The organism is Kitasatospora griseola, assembly GCF_044999035.1.
Classification (GTDB): domain Bacteria; phylum Actinomycetota; class Actinomycetes; order Streptomycetales; family Streptomycetaceae; genus Kitasatospora; species Kitasatospora griseola.
Genome location: NZ_CP173360.1, coordinates 6,706,445 through 6,725,584 on the forward strand (window position 1 = coordinate 6,706,445; position 19,140 = coordinate 6,725,584).

Genomic DNA, 19,140 nt, shown 5'->3' on the forward strand with positions numbered 1-19,140 from the left:
GACATGCCGCCATGATCACCAACGGCGCCGTCGCGCTCCGCCGCCTCACCCTCCCCGGCTACCGGGGCCCACTGCTGCTGGCCGCCCTGCTGGCCGCCGTCGTGGCGCTGCCCGAGGGAGGACTGCACCGCGCGATGAAACTCGCCGCGATGGTGGGCGGAATGTTCCTGTCGCTGCTCAGGGTGGTTCCGACGATCGCACCACTGATGCTGCTGCCGATCGCGTTCCCGTTCTTGCTGATCGCCGTCGTGGTGATCGGTGCGACGGTCGAACGGCCGCTTACCCGCCCGCGCCGCCCCGGCGCCAGCGCGCTGCTCGGCCTCGCGCTGGGCTGCGCCGCCGTCGTGTTGGGCTTCAGCGTCCCGGGCTGGGACCTCGGCCTGCTCGGCGTCGGCGGCTTGACGCTGGTCGGCCTGCCGCTCGCCTGGCTGCTGTGGCAGCAGTGGCCCGTCGCCCGCAACGCCGAGTCCCCGTCCGGCCGTTGGCGCTGGGCGGTGGCGCCGTTGCTGCTCGCCGCCACCGTGCTGACGGTCACCCAGACCGACCCCGCCGAGGCCCGGTTCGCGCTGGCCCGCCCAGCCCTCACCGGTTGGGCCGAGCACGCCCTGGCGACCGGCACGGCCGACCAGGGCTGGGTCGCGGGCTACCGCGTCATCGGGACCGAGTTCACCGGCGACGGTGTGAGGTTCGCCATCGGCGGCACCGGCGCGTTCGCCCCCCACGGCTACGCGTACTTCCCGCCCGGCACCACCCCGCCGACCAAGCGGGGCCACTACAACCCGCTGGGCAACGGCTGGTACGACTGGGAGGAGCACGACCGCTTCTAGAGCGCCATCTTCTAGAGCGCCGCCAGCACCGCCTCGTCGGCCCCGTCCAGCACGAACCCGTTGTCGAAGCGCACCCGGACCGACGAGCGCGGCCCCCGCACCTGGAACGCCTCCCAGTGCGGCGTCAACTTGGCGATCTCGCCCTCCAACTGCTTGAGGCTCTCGGCGGGCATGGTGTGCCCGTAGTCGTCGTGCAGCGCCCGCAGCCGCTCGTACTCGCGGACCTCCTCGGGCGCCGCCACCTCCCCGACCACGTGCTCGACGGTGCCCTCGACGCCCGCCCCCAGCAGCAGGACGCCCACGGGCTCCCCGCTCCCGGACGCGTCCCCCAGCTCCACGTCCGCCACCAGCTTGACCCGCGCCCCTGCGACCAGCGCCATTGCTCCCGTACCTCCCGGTCTCGCCCGATTTTCCGCGGATCATTATCCGCTGTGACCGGCCGATGACCCGTCAGGCTGCCCGGCGGGCCGCCGCCGGGGGCGATATCGGCCGGGGGGCCGGCCGGCGCGGGTCGTGGTGGCGACGGCCCGTCAGGTCGCCGACGCGCAGCACCAGGTCGGGGGACGGGGGAGCGGGCCAGATCGTCAGGCGGTGCTCCTCGACGGCGCGGGCGGCGGTGTCGGTCTCCCGGCCGCGGTCGCGGCCCCGGGTCTGCACCCGGACCCGGTACCAGCCGCGGCCCGCGTGCGCCAGGTTGCCGGCGTCGGCGATGTCCACGCCGTCCCAGGCGCGCAGGTGCAGCTCGCCGCTGCTGTACAGCGAGAGTTCCACCGCGCTCTCCCACTCCGGCCCGGGCTCCGCGGGCCGCTCGGCCGCGCGCTCCACGCCGAGCCGGATCAGGCCGGTGTGGGTTCCGCACAGCACCGTCAGGTGGTCCGGGCACCCGGCCGCCACCCCGTTGCCGTGGAAGAGCCGGGCCAGCGCGTGCGCGTCCCAGCCGTCCGGCAGCTCCGGGCCGTACAGGAAATACTGGCAGTACGCGACATGCATCGCGTCGGTCGTCCACATCATGCGGCACATGCTCCCGCCGGGCACTGACAGACCGTCACCGGCAGTTGAGCCCGGGCCGGATCCCTCAGTTCCCGGACACGCCCGAGCCCGGCCAGGACTCCTCCAGGCCGCCGTCCGGGCGGACGGTGTAGCGGGTCGAGGAGACCGCGCCGGTGCGGTCCACCCGCTCCTCGCGGATCAGCGCGCCGTTCTCCACCCGCCACACCGCTCCCGCCTCCGGGTTCGCGGTGGACGCCCGGCCGGCGATCAGCACCGGGGCGTCGCCGGTGAAGCCGTACAGCTGCACCAGGTCGACGGGGACGGAGCCCTCCACCCGGCGCAGCACCACCAGTGCCGCCGGGGCGTCCCGGAAGCGGGCGGGCAGCACCGCGGACAGCGTGACGGGCGCGCCCGCGTCGGTCGAGCGGCCGTCGTGGAGCTGGATCGCCGGGCCGCCGGCCGGGTCCGGGTAGCTGCGGTTGGGCCAGTCCGCGGCGGGCGGGCTGCCGAGTGCCGGGCCGAGGCCGGAGCCGCTGTGGCCGACCGTGTTCAGGCTGTCCACCGACAGCGTCGCACCCGTGGTCGGCTTCACCGGGGCGGTCACGGTCGGCTGCGGAAGGCCGTGGGTGGAGCGGTTCTCGCAGCCCTGCGCGATCGCGATGGCCAGCGCCACACCGAGCGTGACGGTGACGAACACCACCAGCCGCTGGCGCATCAGCCGCTGACGGGCCGTCGGCCGGGCGGGGCCCGCGGGACGCCCGGGCGGGGGAGTGCGGTCGCGGCCGGGCAGCGGGGTGCGCTCCCGCCCGGCGGGGGCGGCGGGCCGACGCTCGCGCACCGTGTCGCCGTCCCGGACCGGACGCCGCACCCGCTCGGTCCGGGCCTCCGGGTGCACCTCCTGCCGGGGCATCGCGGACGCGGCCGCCACCGGCCGTCCGCCCGGGGCCGCCGACGCGCCGTCGGCAGCCGGCGCCGGCACGGGCACCGGGCGGACGGCGGGGCGGACGGGCGGCGCACCGGCCGCGGCGCGCGGGCTGTCGGCGGCCGGTCGCCGGACGGCGCCGGGCACCGGGGCGCCCTGCGGGCCGGCCGCGCGGCGCGGCGGAGCACCGTCCGGTCGGGCGCCCGCCGGTCCCTCGGCCGGGGCGGCCTGCGCGGACCGCTCCTCGGCGCGGGCCGAGGCCCGGGCGGCCCGGCCGCCGACGCCGCGTGCGGCGAGTTCGCTCAGGCGCTCGTGCAGCGCGGCGGCCGGCGGGCGCTCGGACGGCTCCTTGGCCAGGCAGGCCCGCACCAGCGGCGCCAGCACCGGCGGAATCCCGGACAGGTCCGGCTCCTCGTGCACCACCCGGTACAGCATCACCTCGGACGAGGCGCCCGACCCGAACGGCGACTCCCCGGTCAGGGCGAACGCCAGCGTGGCCCCGAACGCGAACACGTCGGTGGCGGGCGTCACCGCCGCGCCGCGCACCTGCTCGGGCGCCAGGAAGCCGGGCGAGCCGACCGCCGTGCCGACGTGGGTGAGCGTGGACGCGCCGCGCGACCAGGCGATGCCGAAGTCGATGATCCGCGGGCCCTTGGGGGAGAGCAGGATGTTGGACGGCTTGAGGTCGCGGTGCACCACCCCGGCCTCGTGCACCTTCACCAGCCCGTCGGCCAGCGCCGCGCCGATCCGCGCGGCGTCCGGCCAGGCCAGCGTGCCTTCCTCGGAGACCTGCTTGTACAGCGACGGCCCGGGCACGTACGCGGTGGCCAGCCACGGGCGGTCGGCCTCGATGTCGGAGCCCATCACCCGGGCCGTGCAGCCGCCGCGGATCCGGGAGGCCGCCGCGATCTCCCGGGCGAACCGGGTGCGGAACTCGGCGTCCTCGGCGAGTTCGGCGCGGATCAGCTTCAGCGCGACCCGCTGCCCCTTGCGGTCCGAACCCAGGAAGACCACGCCCATCCCGCCGGCGCCCAGCCGCCGGTGCAGCCGGTACGGGCCGACGATGCGGGGGTCCTCACGCCGCAGCCGCATCATTGCCATTTGCCCGTACCCGTTCCCGTTCCGTCAGCCTGTGGGGTGAGGCCCCGTCGGATTGGGGCATCGTCAGACAACTGTCTCGGCACAGCTTACGGACAGGCAGCGGCCCCGTGCTGACACGCAACACACGAACCGCCGGTCGGATTGTCAGATCGGAGACGTCGGCGCACCGTCAGACCCCCTGCCCCGCAGGGAATTCGGCCACCCCCCAGGGGGTGCTGTCAGGGTCGCCTAAGGGGTTCGCGCACGCCGGTGTCCGACTCCAGGTGTACGTCACCCCGCTCCTCCTCCTACCAGCGGAGGCGATCGGAACGGTACGACGGCATGACGACCCGGACAGCCGTCCCGCCTACCGTTGTTCACAGCGAGGACGGCCCCGCTCGTCCCCCGAGAAGAACCGTCCTCGCTGCCAAGCAGCACGACCTGTTCCCCGACCCGACCGCAGCACCGCAGCCCGCAGGAGCACAGCAGACATGGCACCGCTCGACCGAGCCCTTCGCCGCCGGCCCCTGTCCCCGCACTCCGCGGAGACCCGGCACCCGATGGTCGCCCTTGCCATCGCCCTGCCCTGCGCGATCCTGCTGATGGCCCTGTTCGGGGCGTGGGACCAACTGGCGACCCAGACCCAGGCGGTCGCCGATCTGATCGGGCGCTGACCCCCCATGGGGTAGGGGTCTTCGCGCCGGCCCGGAGCAACCCTCATCACGTCGTGGACGGACGAAATGAGTGGCGCAGGCTGCAGCTCCGGCCAACCCGGTGGCCGGGAACGACACGTCGGTGAGGGCGTGCCGTTCCCGGCCACTCCCATGTCCGCCCTGCCCCCGACATGCGAAGAGCCGCCGTCCGAAACCGGACGGCGGCTCTCAACTGTGGTGCGCGATACTGGGATTGAACCAGTGACCCCTACCGTGTCAAGGTAGTGCTCTCCCGCTGAGCTAATCGCGCGGGGATGATCCGAAGACCAAGGATCCGAAGATCAGTGCGCGATACTGGGATTGAACCAGTGACCCCTACCGTGTCAAGGTAGTGCTCTCCCGCTGAGCTAATCGCGCAGGAACGTACCAGGAGCTCCGAGGAGCCCTGCCAGTGGTGCGCGATACTGGGATTGAACCAGTGACCCCTACCGTGTCAAGGTAGTGCTCTCCCGCTGAGCTAATCGCGCAGGGATGATCCGAAGACCAAGGATCCGAAGATCAGTGCGCGATACTGGGATTGAACCAGTGACCCCTACCGTGTCAAGGTAGTGCTCTCCCGCTGAGCTAATCGCGCGGGGAGGACCCCGGGCCGGAACCAGGGGTACCTCTTGGAGGTGGAGACGGGATTTGAACCCGTGTACACGGCTTTGCAGGCCGTTGCCTCGCCTCTCGGCCACTCCACCAGGCAACTGCGAAGAACGATCCTACCTGTTCTCCTTCGAGCGGACGACGAGATTCGAACTCGCGACCCTCACCTTGGCAAGGTGATGCTCTACCAACTGAGCCACGTCCGCCTGTCTTCCTGGAAGCCCTTCCGGTTTTTCCCGGCTGCGCTCCCTGGCGACGTGTTGAACTCTAGCGGATTTCTGGCCCAGCTGAAAAATCCGTTCCCGCAGCGTGGCGCGGGGGTGGCCGCCCGATGCCCAACCGTCGGGTCCGCCCGGACCGTTCCGACAGGCCTCCGACCTAGACTTTCACTACCGGGGCGATCCCCCGGCGCCCACGCCCGCGCCCGCGCGGGCGCAACGGGCAGCACCGCAATCCGCGAATCCGCGCAGGAGAACCGTGTCCGGCCGCACCGCCCCGCTCAGCCCCCACCAGCCGATGGCCCGCTTCGCCGGGCGCCTCGCCACCGGGCTGCGCGAAGTCACCCACGACCCCGCCGCCCTCGACCGGGGCGGATTCTGGGCCGTCGCCCACGACTTCGAGGGCCGCCTCACCTGCGCCCGGTTCGACGAGGTCCGCCCCGACCCCGCGCCGCCCGCCACCCACAGCTGGCGCGGCCCCGCCCCCGACAGCTGGCACAGCTCCCTCGACGCCGACGCCTACCGCTCGGGAGTGCGCCGCATCCGCGAGCACATCGCCGCCGGCGAGGTCTACCAGGCCAACCTGTGCCGGGTGTTGAGCGCGCCGCTGCCCGACCCCGACCGCACGGACATCGACGCACTCACCGGCCTGCTCGCCGCCCACAACCCCGCGCCGTACGCAGGAACGATCCGGCTCCCCGAGCACGGCATCGAAATCGCCACCGCCTCGCCCGAGCTCTACCTGAGCCGGCGCGGCCGCACCGTCCGCTCCGGCCCGATCAAGGGCACCGGTCGCACCGAGCACGACCTGCTCGACAAGGACCACGCCGAGAACGTGATGATCGTCGACCTGGTCCGCAACGACCTCGGCCAGGTCTGCGACACCGGCACCGTCACCGTCCCCGACCTGTGCGCCGTGGAGAAGCACCCCGGCCTGGTCCACCTGGTCTCCACCGTCGAAGGACGCCTGCGCGCCGACGCCGGCTGGCCGCAGCTGTTCGACGCGACCTTCCCGCCCGGCTCCGTCACCGGCGCCCCCAAGAGCAGCGCGCTGCGCATCATCCGCGCACTGGAGACCGCCCCCCGCGGCCCCTACTGCGGTGCCGTCGGCTGGGTCGACGCCGACCGCGGCCTGGCCGAACTCGCCGTCGGCATCCGCTCGTTCTGGATCGAACGGGACAGCGGCCGCCCCGTCCTCAAATTCGGCACCGGCGCCGGAATCACCTGGGACTCCGACCCGGACCGGGAATGGCGCGAAACCGAACTCAAAGCCGCCAGGCTGGTGGCGATAGCCTCCACCGGCACCCCCGCCTGACCGCAAGGAGCACGACGCCGATGATCTGGGTCAACGGAACCCTCACCGCCGAGGACGACGCCACACTCTCCGTCCTCGACCACGGACTGACCGTCGGCGACGGCGTGTTCGAGACCGTCAAGGCCGAGAACGGCGAACTGTTCGCCCTCACCCGCCACCTCGACCGCCTCACCCGCTCCGCCCGCGGCCTCGGCCTCCCCGACCCCGACCACGACCTGGTCCGCGAGGCCTGCGCCGCCGTCCTGGCCGCGCAGCCCATGCCGCTCGGCCGCCTGCGGATCACCTACACCGGCGGCCGCGCCCCGCTCGGCTCCGAACGCGGCGACGCCGCACCCACGTTGGTCGTCGCCCTCGGCACCGCGAACCGCCGGCCCGACACCACCGCCGTCGTCACCGTCCCCTGGCGCCGCAACGAACACTCCGCCGTGACCGGCCTGAAGACCACCTCCTACGCCGAGAACGTCATCGCGCTCGCCGCCGCCCACCGCGCCGACGCCAGCGAGGCCCTGCTCGCCAACACCGCCGGCCTGCTCTGCGAAGGCACCGGCTCCAACGTCTTCCTGGTCCTCGACGGCCGCCTCCTCACCCCCACCCTCGCCTCCGGCTGCCTGGCCGGCATCACCCGCCGACTCGTCGTCGACTGGACCGGCGCCGAGGAGGTCGACGTCCCCCTCGAAGCCCTCGCCGACGCCGAGGAGGTCTTCCTGACCTCCACCCTCCGCGACGTCCAGGCCGTCACCCGCGTCGACGCCCGTACCCTCCCCGGCATCGGCCCGGTGACCCGCAAGGCGATGGAGATCTTCGCCGACCGGGCGGCCCGGCACAGCGACCCGGTCTGACCATGGCCGGGCGCGCGGGCGGCGTGGGACGGTAGAACCCCGGTGGGGGAGGGAAGGGGGCCGGTATGACTACCACGTTGCGGCCGGACGGTGCCGAGGAAGCCGCGGCCAACAAAGGGCGGACGCGGCGCTGGCACATCATGGTGAACGGGCACCCGGTGGGCGGCCTGCGGACCACCGCGTGGCCCCGGGACGGGTTCTGCCCGGGCGAGATCGGCGAGCTGGAGGTCACCGAGGGGCGGCGGCGGGGCCGGGGCACCGTCGCGGTGCTCGCCGCCGAAGAGGTGCTGCGCTCCTGGGGCTGCACCCGGGTCGACGTCACGGTGCCCGCCGAGGCAGCGGCCGGCCTGCAGCTGGCCCACGCCCTCGGCTACACCGAGCGGATGCGCAACATGATCAAGCCGCTCACCGAACTCCCGCAGCTCCCGGCAGGACTGACGGACCGTCGGATCGGTCCGGAGCAGTACCCCGACTGGGAGCGGGCCGCCGTCGAGGGCTACCGGCAGGAACTGATCGACTCCGGCCTGGGCGCCGCCGAGGCCACCGCGAAGTCGGAGCACGACCACCGGCACGCCCTGCCGGCCGGCCCGGACACCCCGGACACGGTGCTGCGGCAACTCCTCGACGCCGACGGGAACGTCCTCGGCTGCATCTGGGTCGCCCTCCGCCAGGCCACCATGCCGGACGGCCGCCCGCTGGCCTGGGTGATGCTGGTGGAAGCCGCCCCGGAACACCGCGGTCGCGGCCACGGCCGCACCCTGATGCGGATCGCCGAACGCGAATGCCTCGCCGCCGGCGTCCACGACCTCGGGCTCAACGTGTTCGCCGACAACGGCGTGGCGATCCGCCTCTACGAGTCGCTCGGCTACCGGGTCACCCGGCGCGTGCTCAGCAAACCGCTGCTCTGAGGCCTCCCGACCGCCCCGCCGTCACCGCCAGCGGGGCGGTCAGCCGCCCAGCAGCTCCACGATGCGCTCCAGCAGCCCGTCCTGGGACTGCCCGCCGTCCAGCCGCTCGCCGGCCACCACGTACGTCGGGGTGCCCGTGACGCCGATCGCCCGGCCCTCGGCCACGTCCGAGTCGACCAGCAGCATGTGCCGGCCGTCGATCAGCGCGGTGTCGACCTCCTCCGCGTCCAGCCCGGCCGACCCGGCGATCTCCACCAGCGCCTTCGCCCCGCCGCGCTCCACGTCCTCCAGCCGGGCCAGCAGCGCCTCGACGAACTCCCAGCCGCGCCCCTGCTCGAACGCCTCGGTCGCGGCCTCCGCCGCCGGGTACGCGAACTTGTGCTTCTCCAGCGGGAAGTGCCGCAGCTCGACGGCCAGCGCGTCACCGAAGCGGGCGCGCAGCGCGTGGACGTCCGCCAGCGCGGTACGGCAGTCGGGGCACAGCAGGTCGCACCAGAACTCGACGCGGGGCAGGGAGGAATCGCTCATGCCCCAAGTCTCCCAGGTCCGCCACCCGGCCCCGACCGATCCCGACCGGCCCCGGCCCCGACCGGCGGCGCTCGGCGGTCAGCGCCCGGCCGCCGCCACCGCCTCGGCCTCCGCCGAACGCTGCCGGGCCCGGTACGCGGCCACGTGCAGCCGGTTCCCGCAGGTGCGGCTGTCGCAGTAGCGGCGGGAGCGGTTGCGGGACAGGTCGACGAAGACCCGGGCGCAGTCCGGCGCCTCGCAGCGGCGCAGCCGCTCCAGCTCGCCGGCCATCACGATGAACGCCAGCGCCATGCCCAGCTCGGCGGCCAGGTGCCGACCGATCGCGGCGTGCGGCGCGAAGTAGTGGATGTGCCAGCCGTGGTGGTCGTGGTTGGTCAGCCGCGGCGTGGTGCCGGCCTCGGCGACCAGCGCGTTGACCAGCTCCGCGGCCCGCTCGACGGTGTCCGCCGAGAACACCTCGCGCAGCCGGTCGCGCAGCTGGTGCACCGCGGCCAGGTCGGCCGGGCCGAGCGAGTCGATCTCGCTGATCTCCTGACCGACCACGAAGGCGCTCAGCGCCGCGACGTCGGGCAGCTGCTCGCTGCCGCAGGCCTCCGGCGCGGTGTTCAGCAGCTCCACCAGGATGCTCAGCGCGCATTCGGTGTCATGGGTGATCAGCACGTGGGAACTCCTCACGCGGCGGCGGCCCGAGGACCGTCGCGTCGGTCAAAGCGGGGCCCGACTCTACCGGCCCGGGACGCCGTTCGGGCCAGGACGGACCCGGACGTGGCTTAGCCCCGGACGTCCGCTCCGACAGGAGGGAACGCCCGGGGCCGGGCCCCGAGGCCGCCGGCAGGCGGCAGTGAACTGCGACCGTGCCCCCGAGTAGGACGGTGCGCATCGAGGCGATCCCGCCGCCGCGCGACGGCGGGCCTTGACTCGTTCGGTTCAGCTCTCGGCGAGGATGTGAGACAGCTCCCGGTCGAGGTCGAAGTGACGGTGTTCGGTGCCGGGCGGCACCGCGGCGTCCGTCCGCTTGAGGAAGGACTCAAGCGCCCGGGCCGGGGCCTCCAGCAGTGCCTCTCCTTCCGGAGAGCTCAGGGCGATGCAAACCACGCCTTGACCGTGGCTGCGGGACGGCCACACCCGGACGTCGCCGGTACCGGTCGGTCGGTGCAGCCCCTCCGCGAGGAGGTCGCGGGCGAACACCCACTCCACGGTCTCGTCTGCTCCGGTGTGGAACGTCGCATGCACGGCATAGGGGTCGGCAGTGTCGTAGCGCAGGCCCGCGGGGACGGGCAGTGAGGACTCGCTGGACACGATGAGGCGCAGGTGCAGCTCGCAGCTGACCGTGGTGTTCATAAGCGCCAGGGCCTTTCGCTCAGTGTGCGCTCGGGGAATCGCACGTCGGCGAACGGACCATCCCACCTGAAAGCCCGGTGTAAACCCGTCTGTCCCGATTCCGGTGCGAGTCGTACCCCTTCCGGCGCATTGCGGAATCCCCCGAACGGCCCGACCTGCCGCCGACCGACCCGGTAACGGCACGGATTACCGGCGGTCGCACCGGACCGGTGCCCGGACGACTGGAGGAACGCACGAAGCTGCCGCCGCCGGACCCGCCCCGGGGCGGTGCCCCGCCCGCGGCGCTCCCGGCCGGCCCGCCGACGCCGCTGGTCGGGGCCGTCGGCCGGACCGGGGGCGCAAGCCGGGCGCGGACCGGGCACGACGAGGGGCGGGGGTGGTCGGAGCACCCGCGCGGATGGGGTAATGTTCTTTCTGCACCCGGGCGATTAGCTCAGCGGGAGAGCACTTCGTTCACACCGAAGGGGTCACTGGTTCGATCCCAGTATCGCCCACCGGAATGCAAAGGCGTAGGGCCTCGACTTGTTTATCAGGTCGGGGCCCTACGCCTTTTCCGCGTTCCCGGCCCGAGTTCTGACGGGCATTCAACAGGCCCGCCCCGCCCGGGAGCTATTCAACGGACGTGCCCGGCACGGGATCTGGGGGGCCGTCGGGGAACGGATTGGATGCCGGGGCCCAAGTGGTGCTACTGTTCATCTCGTTGCCCGGGCGATTAGCTCAGCGGGAGAGCACTTCGTTCACACCGAAGGGGTCACTGGTTCGATCCCAGTATCGCCCACCGAGCACAACACGGAAGGCCCCGACCATCAGGTCGGGGCCTTCCGTGTTGTGGCGTCCCGGCGGCCCGTCAGGCCGCCAACTCGCAGGCGTGGCCCGGCTCCAGGCGCGCACCGCACCGGCAGCGGGCCGGCCGCAGCGGCCACGCCGTGTCCACCCGCTCCGGCGTACCCGCCCGCTCGAACCAGCGCTCCAGCCCGCGCGCCTGCGCCGCGTGCCACACCGCCTGCCGCAGGTGCAGCTCCGCCGGCGACAGCCCGCCCAGCCGCTCCGGGTGCCGGGCCGCCACCGCGCGCACCAACTCCATTGCCGCCACCGCGTCCGCCGCCGCGTCGTGCGCACCCACCAGCGGGACGCCGTAGTGCCCGCACAGGTCGGTCAGGGTGCGGCGGCCCTTGCGGTAGCGGTCCACCTGCTTGTCCAGCACCCGTGGATCCAGCACCAGCAGCTCCGCGCCGCCCAGCACCTCCGTCAGCGAACCCGCCCCGTGCCGGCGCAACTCCCGGTCCAGCAGCGTCAGGTCGTACGGGGCGTTCATCACCACCAGCGGCACCCCCGCGCGGGACTGCTCGGCCAGCGCGAGCGCCACCTCCATCGCCACCGTGCGCGGCGGCCGGCCGTGCGCCCGCACCCGGTCGTCGGAAATGCCGTGAACGGCCCGGGCCTGCTCCGGAATGGGCACACCCGGATTGGCCAACCAACTGCGGACGGCCGCCGCCCCGCCCGCGGCGGACTGCACCACCAGGGCGGCCGAGACGATCCTGTCCTGCTCGACGTCCACACCCGTGGTCTCGGTGTCGAACGATGCCAACGGACCGTGGAACCAGGAACGGAGCTGCTGCATGACGCACCCTCAGACGCCGCGCGAACCCTTGCCGGGCGGCGCTGCCACCGAGGACCAGCGGAGCGCCGCGCCGTGTCGAAGTGATACCGCAGTTGACGGGAGGTCAACCGTCCCGGGCGACCTCTTGTGGCAGAAAGTGACCGAACGATCACCGCGGCCGCCCCGGGCCTTGGCGACGGGGACCTGGCCCGGCTCGGTACCATGCACAACGCAGCGGTTGTGCTGCGCCCCATAGCCAGAACGTCAGGAGAGACCGGTGACGGACGTCCGGATCATCATCAACCGCGAACCCGATCGGGAAGAGCGCGTGGTGACCACGGGCACTACGGCCGCCGAGCTCTTCGCCGACGACCGCGCCGTGATCGCCGCCCGGGTCGGCGGCCAGCTCAAGGACCTCGCCTACGCCGTCCAGGACGGCGACGAGGTCGAACCCGTCGAGATCTCCAGCCCCGACGGCCTCGACATCCTGCGGCACTCCACCGCGCACGTGATGGCCCAGGCCGTCCAGCAGGTCTTCCCGGAGGCCAAGCTCGGCATCGGCCCGCCCGTCCGCGACGGCTTCTACTACGACTTCGACGTCGAGAAGCCGTTCCACCCGGACGACCTCAAGACCATCGAGAAGAAGATGCAGGAGATCATCAAGCGGGGGCAGAAGTTCTCCCGCCGCGTGGTCACCGACGAGGCCGCCCGCGAGGAGCTCGCCAAGGAGCCCTACAAGCTGGAGCTGATCGGCCTCAAGGGCTCCGCCGCGACCGCCGGCGACGGCGCCGACGTCGAGGTCGGCTCCGGCGAACTCACCATCTACGACAACGTCGACCCGAAGACCGGCGACGTCTGCTGGGGCGACCTCTGCCGCGGCCCGCACCTGCCCAGCACCCGGCACATCCCGGCGTTCAAGCTGATGCGCTCCGCCGCCGCGTACTGGCGCGGCAGCGAGAAGAACCCGATGCTGCAGCGCCTCTACGGCACCGCGTGGCCCACCAAGGAAGAGCTGAAGGCCCACCTCGACTTCCTGGAGGAGGCCGCCAAGCGCGACCACCGCAAGCTCGGCACCGAGCTCGACCTGTTCTCCATCCCCGAGCAGATCGGCTCCGGCCTCGCCGTCTTCCACCCCAAGGGCGGCATCATCCGCCGCACCATGGAGGACTACTCGCGCAAGCGGCACGAGGAAGAGGGCTACGAGTTCGTCTACACCCCGCACGCCACCAAGGGGAAGCTGTTCGAGACCAGCGGCCACCTCGACTGGTACGCCGACGGCATGTACCCCCCCATGCAGCTCGACGAGGGCACGGACTACTACCTCAAGCCCATGAACTGCCCGATGCACAACCTGATCTTCGACGCGCGCGGCCGCTCGTACCGTGAACTGCCGCTGCGCCTCTTCGAGTTCGGCACCGTGTACCGGTACGAGAAGTCCGGCGTGGTGCACGGCCTGACCCGCGCCCGCGGCTTCACGCAGGACGACGCGCACATCTACTGCACCCGCGAGCAGATGGCCGACGAGCTGGACCGCACGCTGACCTTCGTGCTGGACCTGCTGCGCGACTACGGTCTGAACGACTTCTACCTGGAGCTGTCCACCAAGGACCCGGAGAAGTTCGTCGGCAGCGACGACGCGTGGGAGGAGGCCACCGCGGTCCTCGCCAGCGTGGCCGAGAAGCAGGGTCTGCCGCTGGTGCCGGACCCGGGCGGCGCGGCCTTCTACGGCCCGAAGATCTCGGTGCAGGCGCGGGACGCGATCGGCCGCACCTGGCAGATGTCGACCATCCAGCTCGACTTCAACCTGCCGGAGCGGTTCGAGCTCGAGTACACCTCGGCGGACGGCTCGCGGCAGCGGCCGGTGATGATCCACCGCGCGCTGTTCGGCTCGATCGAGCGCTTCTTCGCGGTGCTGCTGGAGCACTACGCGGGCGCCATGCCGCCGTGGCTGGCCCCCGTCACCGTGACCGGCATCCCGATCACCGACGAGCACGTGCCGTACCTGCTGGAGGTGGCGGCCGAGTTGAAGAAGCACGGGATCCGGGTGGACGTCGACACCTCGGACGACCGGATGCAGAAGAAGATCCGCAACGCCCAGAAGTCGAAGGTCCCGTACATGCTGATCGCGGGCAACGACGACGTCGAGGCCGGCGCGGTGTCGTTCCGCTACCGCAACGGCGAGCAGAAGAACGGCGTGCCGCGGGCCGAGGCGATCGCCGAGATCGTCGAGGCGGTGCGCAGCCGGGTGCAGGTCTGACACCGGTAGAGCGATGTGACGTGCGGGGCGGTCTCCTCCGGGAGTCTGCCCCGCACTGCTGGTTTCACGAGGTGCGGAGCATATGCTGGCGGGCATGACGAGTGAGCCGGAACTGCAGCGGGGCGTGGGGGAGCCGGACGGCTTCCGTCGCCTGTGGACACCTCATCGGATGGCGTACATCCAGGGCGAGAACAAGCCCACCGGGCCGGCTCCGGACGACGGTTGTCCGTTCTGTTCGATCCCGAAGCTGAGCGACGAGGACGGGCTGATCGTGCAGCGCGGCGAGTCGGTGTTCGCGGTGCTGAACCTGTACCCGTACAACGGCGGGCACTTGATGGTGGTGCCGTACCGGCACGTCGCGGACTACACCGAGTTGGACGGGCCGGAGACGGCGGAGCTCGGGGAGTTCACCAAGAAGGCGATGACGGCGCTGCGGGCGGCGTCGGGGGCGCACGGGTTCAACATCGGGATGAACCAGGGTGCGGCGGCGGGGGCCGGGATCGCGGCGCACCTGCACCAGCACGTCGTGCCGCGCTGGGGCGGGGACACCAACTTCATGCCGGTGGTGGGGCACACCAAGGTGCTGCCGCAGCTGCTGGCGGACACCCGGAAGGTGCTGGCCGAGGTGTGGCCGGTCTGATCCGGTGACGGGCCAACGGCAGGGGCCGTGCGGGAGGTGTTCCCGCACGGCCCCTGCCGTTGGTGTGTCCGGGGTCAGCCGGCGTCGTACTTGTCGGCGCGGAACGGGCGGCTGCCCTGCATCTCGGCGCGGATGACGTTGGCGCGGTTGGCGATCCGGTCGGTGGCGACGTCGTGCTCGTCGAGGAACTCGACCACGGCGGCGTGGATCAGGCCGACCACGGGGGTGGGGATGTACAGCGCGTCGTCGGACTTGAAGCGGCTGTTCCAGGCCGGGTCGGCCCAGGCCTGGCGCAGGCACAGGGGCTCGGGGAGGCCGATGGAGCCGCCGAGCCACTTCTGCAGGCCGGGGATCTTGTGGAGGGGGGCGCGGACGGCCTGTCGGACGATCTCGTCGTCGGTGACGACGGGGAGTTGGACGGTGCGGTTCTCCCAGAACCGGAGGGTCTTGGGGACGTCCTTCTCGGGGGTCTTGGGCTTGGCGCCGAAGTAGCCGGCGATCGGGCCGAGCGCGTGCGCGGTGGCGGTGACCTGCAGGCTGTGCGAGAGGACCATGATGCTGACCACCACGGTGGTGACCAACTGGCCCTTGTGCAGGACGAACTGGACGGCGATGCGGTGCCGGGTGTCGGTGCCGACGCTCTGCTTGTTGGCGAGCTCCGAGACGGCGAAGTCGCGCATCCGGTCGCCGTCCATCTCGGCGCCGGAGGGGCGGCCGATCTCGTCGGCGCCCTCGCCGGTGTCGAGCACCACCCAGTGGTTGATCTGCGGCTTGGGCAGGCCCCCGTTGGGGACTTCGGAGCCGGAGAGCGCGCCGAGGCGGTCGGAGATCCGGCGGGCCAGGTCCCAGACGTGGAAGGTACGGAAGTCGGGGTGGCCCTCGGCGGGGCGGAGGTCCTCGCGCAGCGACCACTCGGCCCAGCGGGCGCCGATGCCGAGGATGCCCTTGGGACCGGCGTAGTGCTGGACGTTGGTGTTCTGCTCGCGGGTGAGGCGGTCGAGGCCGGCCCGGAGCTCGTTGGCCTTCTTGTCGAGGTCGTCCTTGGGGACGGCCTTCGGGACGACGGCGGCGACGGCGCTGCCGCCGACCAGGTCGCCCCAGCGGGCGCGCTGCTGCATGACGGAGGCGACCACGGTGCGGCGGGCGAGGTACCAGCCGATGACGGGGCCGATCATCACGATCCGGCAGTAGAGGCCGAGCAGGCCGTCGGCCGGCGGGCGGATCGCCAGGAACAGGGTGAGGCCGGCGGCGAGCAGCAGGGCCAGCGTGCCGATGAAGCCGTCCCGGGCGGCGGACTTCTTGGCGCCGAGCCAGGCGCGGGCCTGGTACGCGGCGAGCCAGATCAGCGTGCCGGGCAGGAAGAGCAGACCGCAGACCACGCTGAGGGTGGAGAGCCGGCGGTCGCGGGCCTCGCGCAGGTCCTGGGCGGCGAGGCAGTGCTCGACGACCATCCGGACGTCGGTGCCGTGCGAGGGCACGATGGGTTTGCGGCCGCCGCCGAGGGTGCGGTCGATCAGGGCGCGGCTGAACGCCTCGCCGGCGCTGGGCCGGAACAGGGCGAACTTGCCGGGCTTGACCGAGACTCCGGCGAGCGCCCCGAGTTCGTTGTAGTCGCCGGTGCGGTAGGCGGCGGAGGAGAACGCCTGGGTGACCGCGGTCTGATGACCGACGTCCGTCCGTGGTACTTGCGCGCCCGGCGTCATGTCGAGCTGAGTCACCTGAGCAGCTCCTCCTCCCCTGATGGTCTGCGGCAGGTTACCGCGTGGCGGCCCGCCCGCGCGGATCATCAACTGATCCTGGGTCACATCTCGGCCGCGCGAACCGGTTTCGGGGTGATGTTGCCCCGCCACGGGGACTTCGACGCACGGGTTTAGGATCGCGCCATGACGAGTGCGTTCGCACCGGGCCCGGTGCTGGTTTTCGACGGTGACTGCGCGTTCTGTTCGAGCTGCGTGCGGTGGGCGGAGCGCTATCCGCGGCAGAGCCTGTCCTCGGCGGGGTGGGAGGCGGTGGCGTTCCAGTTCGCGGACCTGGAGGCACTGGCCGAGTTCACCGGCGGGCAGGTGTCGGAGGAGCGGGCGTCCCGCGAGGTGTTGTGGATCACGCCGGACCGCAAGGTGTACGGCGGTGCGCAGGCGGTGGCGCGGCTGCTGATGCGGTCGGGCGGGCCGTGGGCGTGGGCCGGCGGCCTGCTGGCGCTGGCGCCGGTGCGCCCGCTCGCCGGCGTGGTCTACCGCTGGGTGGCGCGCCACCGGGACCAGATGCCCGGTGGCACGAAGGCGTGCGCGCTGCCGCGCCGTTCCTGAGCGCCGTCAACCCGCCGTGGCGTACTGGGCGGCGAGGTGCGCGGGCATCGGCGAGTGGCGCAGGTAGCTGCGGGTGAACTGGCCGGTTCCGTGCGACAGCGAGCGCAGGTCGAGCGGGTAGCGGGCGAGTTCGAGTTCGGGGACCTCGGCGCGGACCAGGCTCAGACCCGGCCCGCCGATCTCGGTGCCGAGGACGTGGCCGCGGCGGGCGGACAGGTCGGTGAGGACGGCGCCCTGGTACTCGTCGGGCAGCAGCACCCGGACTTCGTCGACCGGTTCCAGGACCCGGACGTCGGTGTGGTCGGCGGCTTCCCTGAGAGCGAGCGCCGCGGCGGTCTGGAAGGCGGCGTCGGAGGAGTCCACGGAGTGCGCCTTGCCGTCGGTGAGGGTGACCCGGACGTCGGTCATCGGGTGGCCGTGCAGGCCGTGGGCGAGTTGGGCGCGAACGCCCTTCTCGACGGACGGGACGAAGTTGCGCGGGACGGCGCCGCCGACGACCCGGTCGACGAATTCGAAGCCGCCGCCGGGCAGCGGTTCCACGGTGAGGTCGCAGATCGCGTACTGGCCGTGGCCGCCGGACTGTTTGACGTGCCGTCCGTGGCCGCTGGCGGGGGCGGCGAAGGTCTCCCGGAGGGCGACCTCGTAGGGGACGGTCTCGACGTGGACGCCGTGCCGGTCGGCGAGCCGGTCGAGGGTGACGGCGAGGTGGGCCTCGCCGGTGCACCACAGGACGAGCTGGTGGGTGTCGGGGTTCTGTTCGACGCGCAGCGCCGGGTCCTGGGCGGTGAGCCGGCCGAGGGCCTGCGAGAGCTTGTCCTCGTCGGCCTTGGAGCGGGCCCGGACGGCGGTGGGCAGCAGGGCCTCGGGCAGCGGCCAGGGCGGCAGCACGGCGCCGTCGGTGGTGAGGGTGTCGCCGGTGCGGGCGGCGGTGAGCTTGGCGACGGTGACCAGGTCGCCGGCGACGGCCTGCGGGACGGGGCGCAGCTGGTGGCCGAACGGGCTGTGCAGGGCGGTGAGGCGTTCGTCGGTGCCGTCGGGCAGGTGGGCGGTGGTGTCGGGGCGGAGGGTGCCGGTGAAGATCCGCAGCAGGCTGAGGCGGCCGAGGTAGGGGTCCTCGCCGGTCTGGACGACCTGGGCGGTGAACGGGGCGTCGGGGTCGGCGGCGGGGAGGTCGTCGGCGCGGTCGGCGGGGGAGGGGAAGGCGGCGGCGACCAGGTCGAGCAGGGCGTCGCAGCCGGTGCCGTCGGGGGCGGTGGCCAGGACGGGGTGCAGGGTGCCGGCGAGGAACTCGCGGCGCAGTCCGGCGGTGAGCGCGGCGGTGTCGAGGTCGGCGCCGTCGAGGTAGCGCTCCATCAGGGCGTCGTCCTCGCCGGCCAGGGCCTCGACCAGGCGGGCGCGTTCGGCGGTGAGGTCGCCGGGGTGGTCGGGCTTGCCGTAGGCGCGGCCGGTGAGCAGGTCGGTGCTGCCGTGCAGGTGGCCGTCGCGCAGGTCGGGGTGGTGCAGCAGGCGGACGGTGTCGGGGGTGCCGAGGGTGTCCTGGAGCATCCGCAGGACGTCGTCGAGGCGGACCCGGGCGGAGTTGAGGTGGGTGAGGGCGAGGGCGCGCGGGAGGCGGGCGGCCTCGCAGCTCTGCCACAGGGCCCGGACGGGGCGGGCGACGGTCTCGTCGGCGGCGGAGTGGACGAAGACGGCGGCTTCGGCGGCGCGCAGGGCGGCGTGGAGTTCGCCGGCGAAGTCGGCGTAGCCGGGGGTGTCGAGCAGGTTGACGGTGAGGTCCTGCCAGGGGAGCGGGAGGAGCGCGAACTGGACCGAGCGCTGCTGCTGGTGCTCGATGTCCTCCCAGTCGGCGACGGTGGTGCCGTCGGGGACGGTGCCGGGCCTGGTCAGGGCGCCGGCGGTGAGGGCGAGGGCCTCGGCGAGGGTGGTTTTGCCGGCTCCGCCCGCCCCGACCAGGGCGAGGTTGCGGAGCCGGCCGGGTCGGTCGGCGGGTGTGGCGGGGGTGTGGGCTGTCCGGTCCGGCATGGCTGGCCTCCTGCCGCTCGATCAGCGTGGATACCATTGTCCAGCC

17 protein-coding genes and 8 tRNA genes are annotated in these 19,140 nt (G+C 72.8%); 10 read left to right on the forward strand and 15 right to left on the reverse strand.

All coding sequences use genetic code 11. The features are described 5' to 3' along the window. Window positions 1–11: 11 nt before the first annotated feature. Entirely contained in the window at window positions 12–827 is an 816-nt protein-coding gene (locus ACI1MP_RS30365; RefSeq protein WP_404869958.1) for a hypothetical protein, read from the forward strand. Window positions 828–838: 11 nt separating this feature from the next. Here ACI1MP_RS30365 and ACI1MP_RS30370 read toward each other — a convergent pair whose 3' ends face one another. The 3 genes from ACI1MP_RS30370 to ACI1MP_RS30380 all read right to left on the reverse strand — a co-directional run bounded on the left by ACI1MP_RS30370 (window position 839) and on the right by ACI1MP_RS30380 (window position 3,840). Next, window positions 839–1,207 carry a hypothetical protein gene (locus tag ACI1MP_RS30370; RefSeq protein ID WP_380344823.1) on the reverse strand — a complete coding sequence of 123 codons (369 nt, stop codon included), beginning with the start codon at window positions 1,205–1,207 and terminating at the stop codon, window positions 839–841. 70 nt (window positions 1,208–1,277) lie between these two features. After that, window positions 1,278–1,838, reverse strand: coding sequence for a hypothetical protein (locus ACI1MP_RS30375; RefSeq protein ID WP_404869959.1), 561 nt, complete (start codon window positions 1,836–1,838; stop codon window positions 1,278–1,280). Window positions 1,839–1,902: 64 nt separating this feature from the next. Then, a complete protein-coding gene (locus tag ACI1MP_RS30380; protein WP_404869960.1) occupies window positions 1,903–3,840 on the reverse strand; it encodes a protein kinase domain-containing protein in 1,938 nt (645 codons plus the stop codon). 470 nt (window positions 3,841–4,310) lie between these two features. Between ACI1MP_RS30380 and ACI1MP_RS30385 the strand changes: the two genes are divergently transcribed. Further along, window positions 4,311–4,493, forward strand: coding sequence for a hypothetical protein (locus ACI1MP_RS30385; protein WP_100585058.1), 183 nt, complete (start codon window positions 4,311–4,313; stop codon window positions 4,491–4,493). A 214-nt stretch (window positions 4,494–4,707) separates the two neighbouring features. On the opposite strand, the gene ACI1MP_RS30390 is transcribed toward ACI1MP_RS30385, so the two are convergent. The 6 genes from ACI1MP_RS30390 to ACI1MP_RS30415 all read right to left on the reverse strand — a co-directional run bounded on the left by ACI1MP_RS30390 (window position 4,708) and on the right by ACI1MP_RS30415 (window position 5,326). Next, window positions 4,708–4,782 (reverse strand) — tRNA-Val (locus tag ACI1MP_RS30390). A 35-nt stretch (window positions 4,783–4,817) separates the two neighbouring features. Continuing rightward, a tRNA-Val gene (locus ACI1MP_RS30395) sits at window positions 4,818–4,889 on the reverse strand. 35 nt (window positions 4,890–4,924) lie between these two features. Further along, window positions 4,925–4,999, reverse strand: a tRNA-Val gene (locus ACI1MP_RS30400). Between the two features lie 35 nt (window positions 5,000–5,034). Continuing rightward, window positions 5,035–5,106: transfer RNA gene (locus ACI1MP_RS30405), tRNA-Val, on the reverse strand. Window positions 5,107–5,141: 35 nt separating this feature from the next. Then, window positions 5,142–5,215: transfer RNA gene (locus tag ACI1MP_RS30410), tRNA-Cys, on the reverse strand. 38 nt (window positions 5,216–5,253) lie between these two features. Further along, window positions 5,254–5,326, reverse strand: a tRNA-Gly gene (locus ACI1MP_RS30415). 310 nt (window positions 5,327–5,636) lie between these two features. On the opposite strand from ACI1MP_RS30415, the gene ACI1MP_RS30420 reads away from it, so the two are divergent. The 3 genes from ACI1MP_RS30420 to ACI1MP_RS30430 all read left to right on the forward strand — a co-directional run bounded on the left by ACI1MP_RS30420 (window position 5,637) and on the right by ACI1MP_RS30430 (window position 8,400). Next, a complete protein-coding gene (locus ACI1MP_RS30420) occupies window positions 5,637–6,653 on the forward strand; it encodes a chorismate-binding protein (protein ID WP_380344195.1) in 1,017 nt (338 codons plus the stop codon). Window positions 6,654–6,673: 20 nt separating this feature from the next. Continuing rightward, window positions 6,674–7,492, forward strand: a complete 819-nt coding sequence (locus ACI1MP_RS30425) for an aminotransferase class IV (RefSeq protein ID WP_404869961.1) — start codon at window positions 6,674–6,676, stop codon at window positions 7,490–7,492. A gap of 65 nt (window positions 7,493–7,557) precedes the next feature. Next, entirely contained in the window at window positions 7,558–8,400 is an 843-nt protein-coding gene (locus tag ACI1MP_RS30430; RefSeq protein ID WP_380344188.1) for a GNAT family N-acetyltransferase, read from the forward strand. Between the two features lie 39 nt (window positions 8,401–8,439). Here the strand turns inward: ACI1MP_RS30430 and ACI1MP_RS30435 are convergent, their stop codons facing one another. The 3 genes from ACI1MP_RS30435 to ACI1MP_RS30445 all read right to left on the reverse strand — a co-directional run bounded on the left by ACI1MP_RS30435 (window position 8,440) and on the right by ACI1MP_RS30445 (window position 10,269). Further along, on the reverse strand, window positions 8,440–8,928 hold the full coding sequence (locus ACI1MP_RS30435) for a DsbA family protein (RefSeq protein ID WP_404869962.1): 489 nt from the start codon (window positions 8,926–8,928) through the stop codon (window positions 8,440–8,442). A 78-nt stretch (window positions 8,929–9,006) separates the two neighbouring features. Beyond that, entirely contained in the window at window positions 9,007–9,588 is a 582-nt protein-coding gene (locus ACI1MP_RS30440; protein ID WP_189272859.1) for a CGNR zinc finger domain-containing protein, read from the reverse strand. Between the two features lie 267 nt (window positions 9,589–9,855). After that, window positions 9,856–10,269 (reverse strand): SsgA family sporulation/cell division regulator, encoded by a 414-nt coding sequence (locus ACI1MP_RS30445; RefSeq protein ID WP_030056266.1) that lies wholly within the window; start codon window positions 10,267–10,269, stop codon window positions 9,856–9,858. Window positions 10,270–10,691: 422 nt separating this feature from the next. On the opposite strand from ACI1MP_RS30445, the gene ACI1MP_RS30450 reads away from it, so the two are divergent. Together ACI1MP_RS30450 and ACI1MP_RS30455 are read left to right on the forward strand one after the other, a co-directional pair. Next, window positions 10,692–10,763, forward strand: a tRNA-Val gene (locus tag ACI1MP_RS30450). 212 nt (window positions 10,764–10,975) lie between these two features. Beyond that, a tRNA-Val gene (locus ACI1MP_RS30455) sits at window positions 10,976–11,047 on the forward strand. A 69-nt stretch (window positions 11,048–11,116) separates the two neighbouring features. On the opposite strand, the gene ACI1MP_RS30460 is transcribed toward ACI1MP_RS30455, so the two are convergent. After that, a complete protein-coding gene (locus ACI1MP_RS30460) occupies window positions 11,117–11,890 on the reverse strand; it encodes a 3'-5' exonuclease (RefSeq protein ID WP_404869964.1) in 774 nt (257 codons plus the stop codon). Between the two features lie 256 nt (window positions 11,891–12,146). Here ACI1MP_RS30460 and thrS point away from each other — a divergent pair, with 256 nt between their 5' ends. Beyond that, complete coding sequence (gene thrS / locus ACI1MP_RS30465) at window positions 12,147–14,126, forward strand: threonine--tRNA ligase (RefSeq protein WP_404869965.1); 1,980 nt, start codon at window positions 12,147–12,149, stop codon at window positions 14,124–14,126. Window positions 14,127–14,208: 82 nt separating this feature from the next. Continuing rightward, a complete protein-coding gene (locus tag ACI1MP_RS30470; RefSeq protein WP_043908607.1) occupies window positions 14,209–14,766 on the forward strand; it encodes an HIT domain-containing protein in 558 nt (185 codons plus the stop codon). A 74-nt stretch (window positions 14,767–14,840) separates the two neighbouring features. Here ACI1MP_RS30470 and ACI1MP_RS30475 read toward each other — a convergent pair whose 3' ends face one another. Beyond that, window positions 14,841–16,484: a hypothetical protein gene (locus tag ACI1MP_RS30475; RefSeq protein ID WP_404869966.1), complete on the reverse strand. Its 1,644-nt coding sequence runs from the start codon at window positions 16,482–16,484 to the stop codon at window positions 14,841–14,843. A gap of 165 nt (window positions 16,485–16,649) precedes the next feature. On the opposite strand from ACI1MP_RS30475, the gene ACI1MP_RS30480 reads away from it, so the two are divergent. After that, on the forward strand, window positions 16,650–17,072 hold the full coding sequence (locus tag ACI1MP_RS30480) for a thiol-disulfide oxidoreductase DCC family protein (protein WP_189272861.1): 423 nt from the start codon (window positions 16,650–16,652) through the stop codon (window positions 17,070–17,072). Between the two features lie 6 nt (window positions 17,073–17,078). Here ACI1MP_RS30480 and ACI1MP_RS30485 read toward each other — a convergent pair whose 3' ends face one another. Then, a complete protein-coding gene (locus tag ACI1MP_RS30485; RefSeq protein ID WP_404869967.1) occupies window positions 17,079–19,094 on the reverse strand; it encodes an elongation factor G in 2,016 nt (671 codons plus the stop codon). Window positions 19,095–19,140 lie beyond the last annotated feature (46 nt).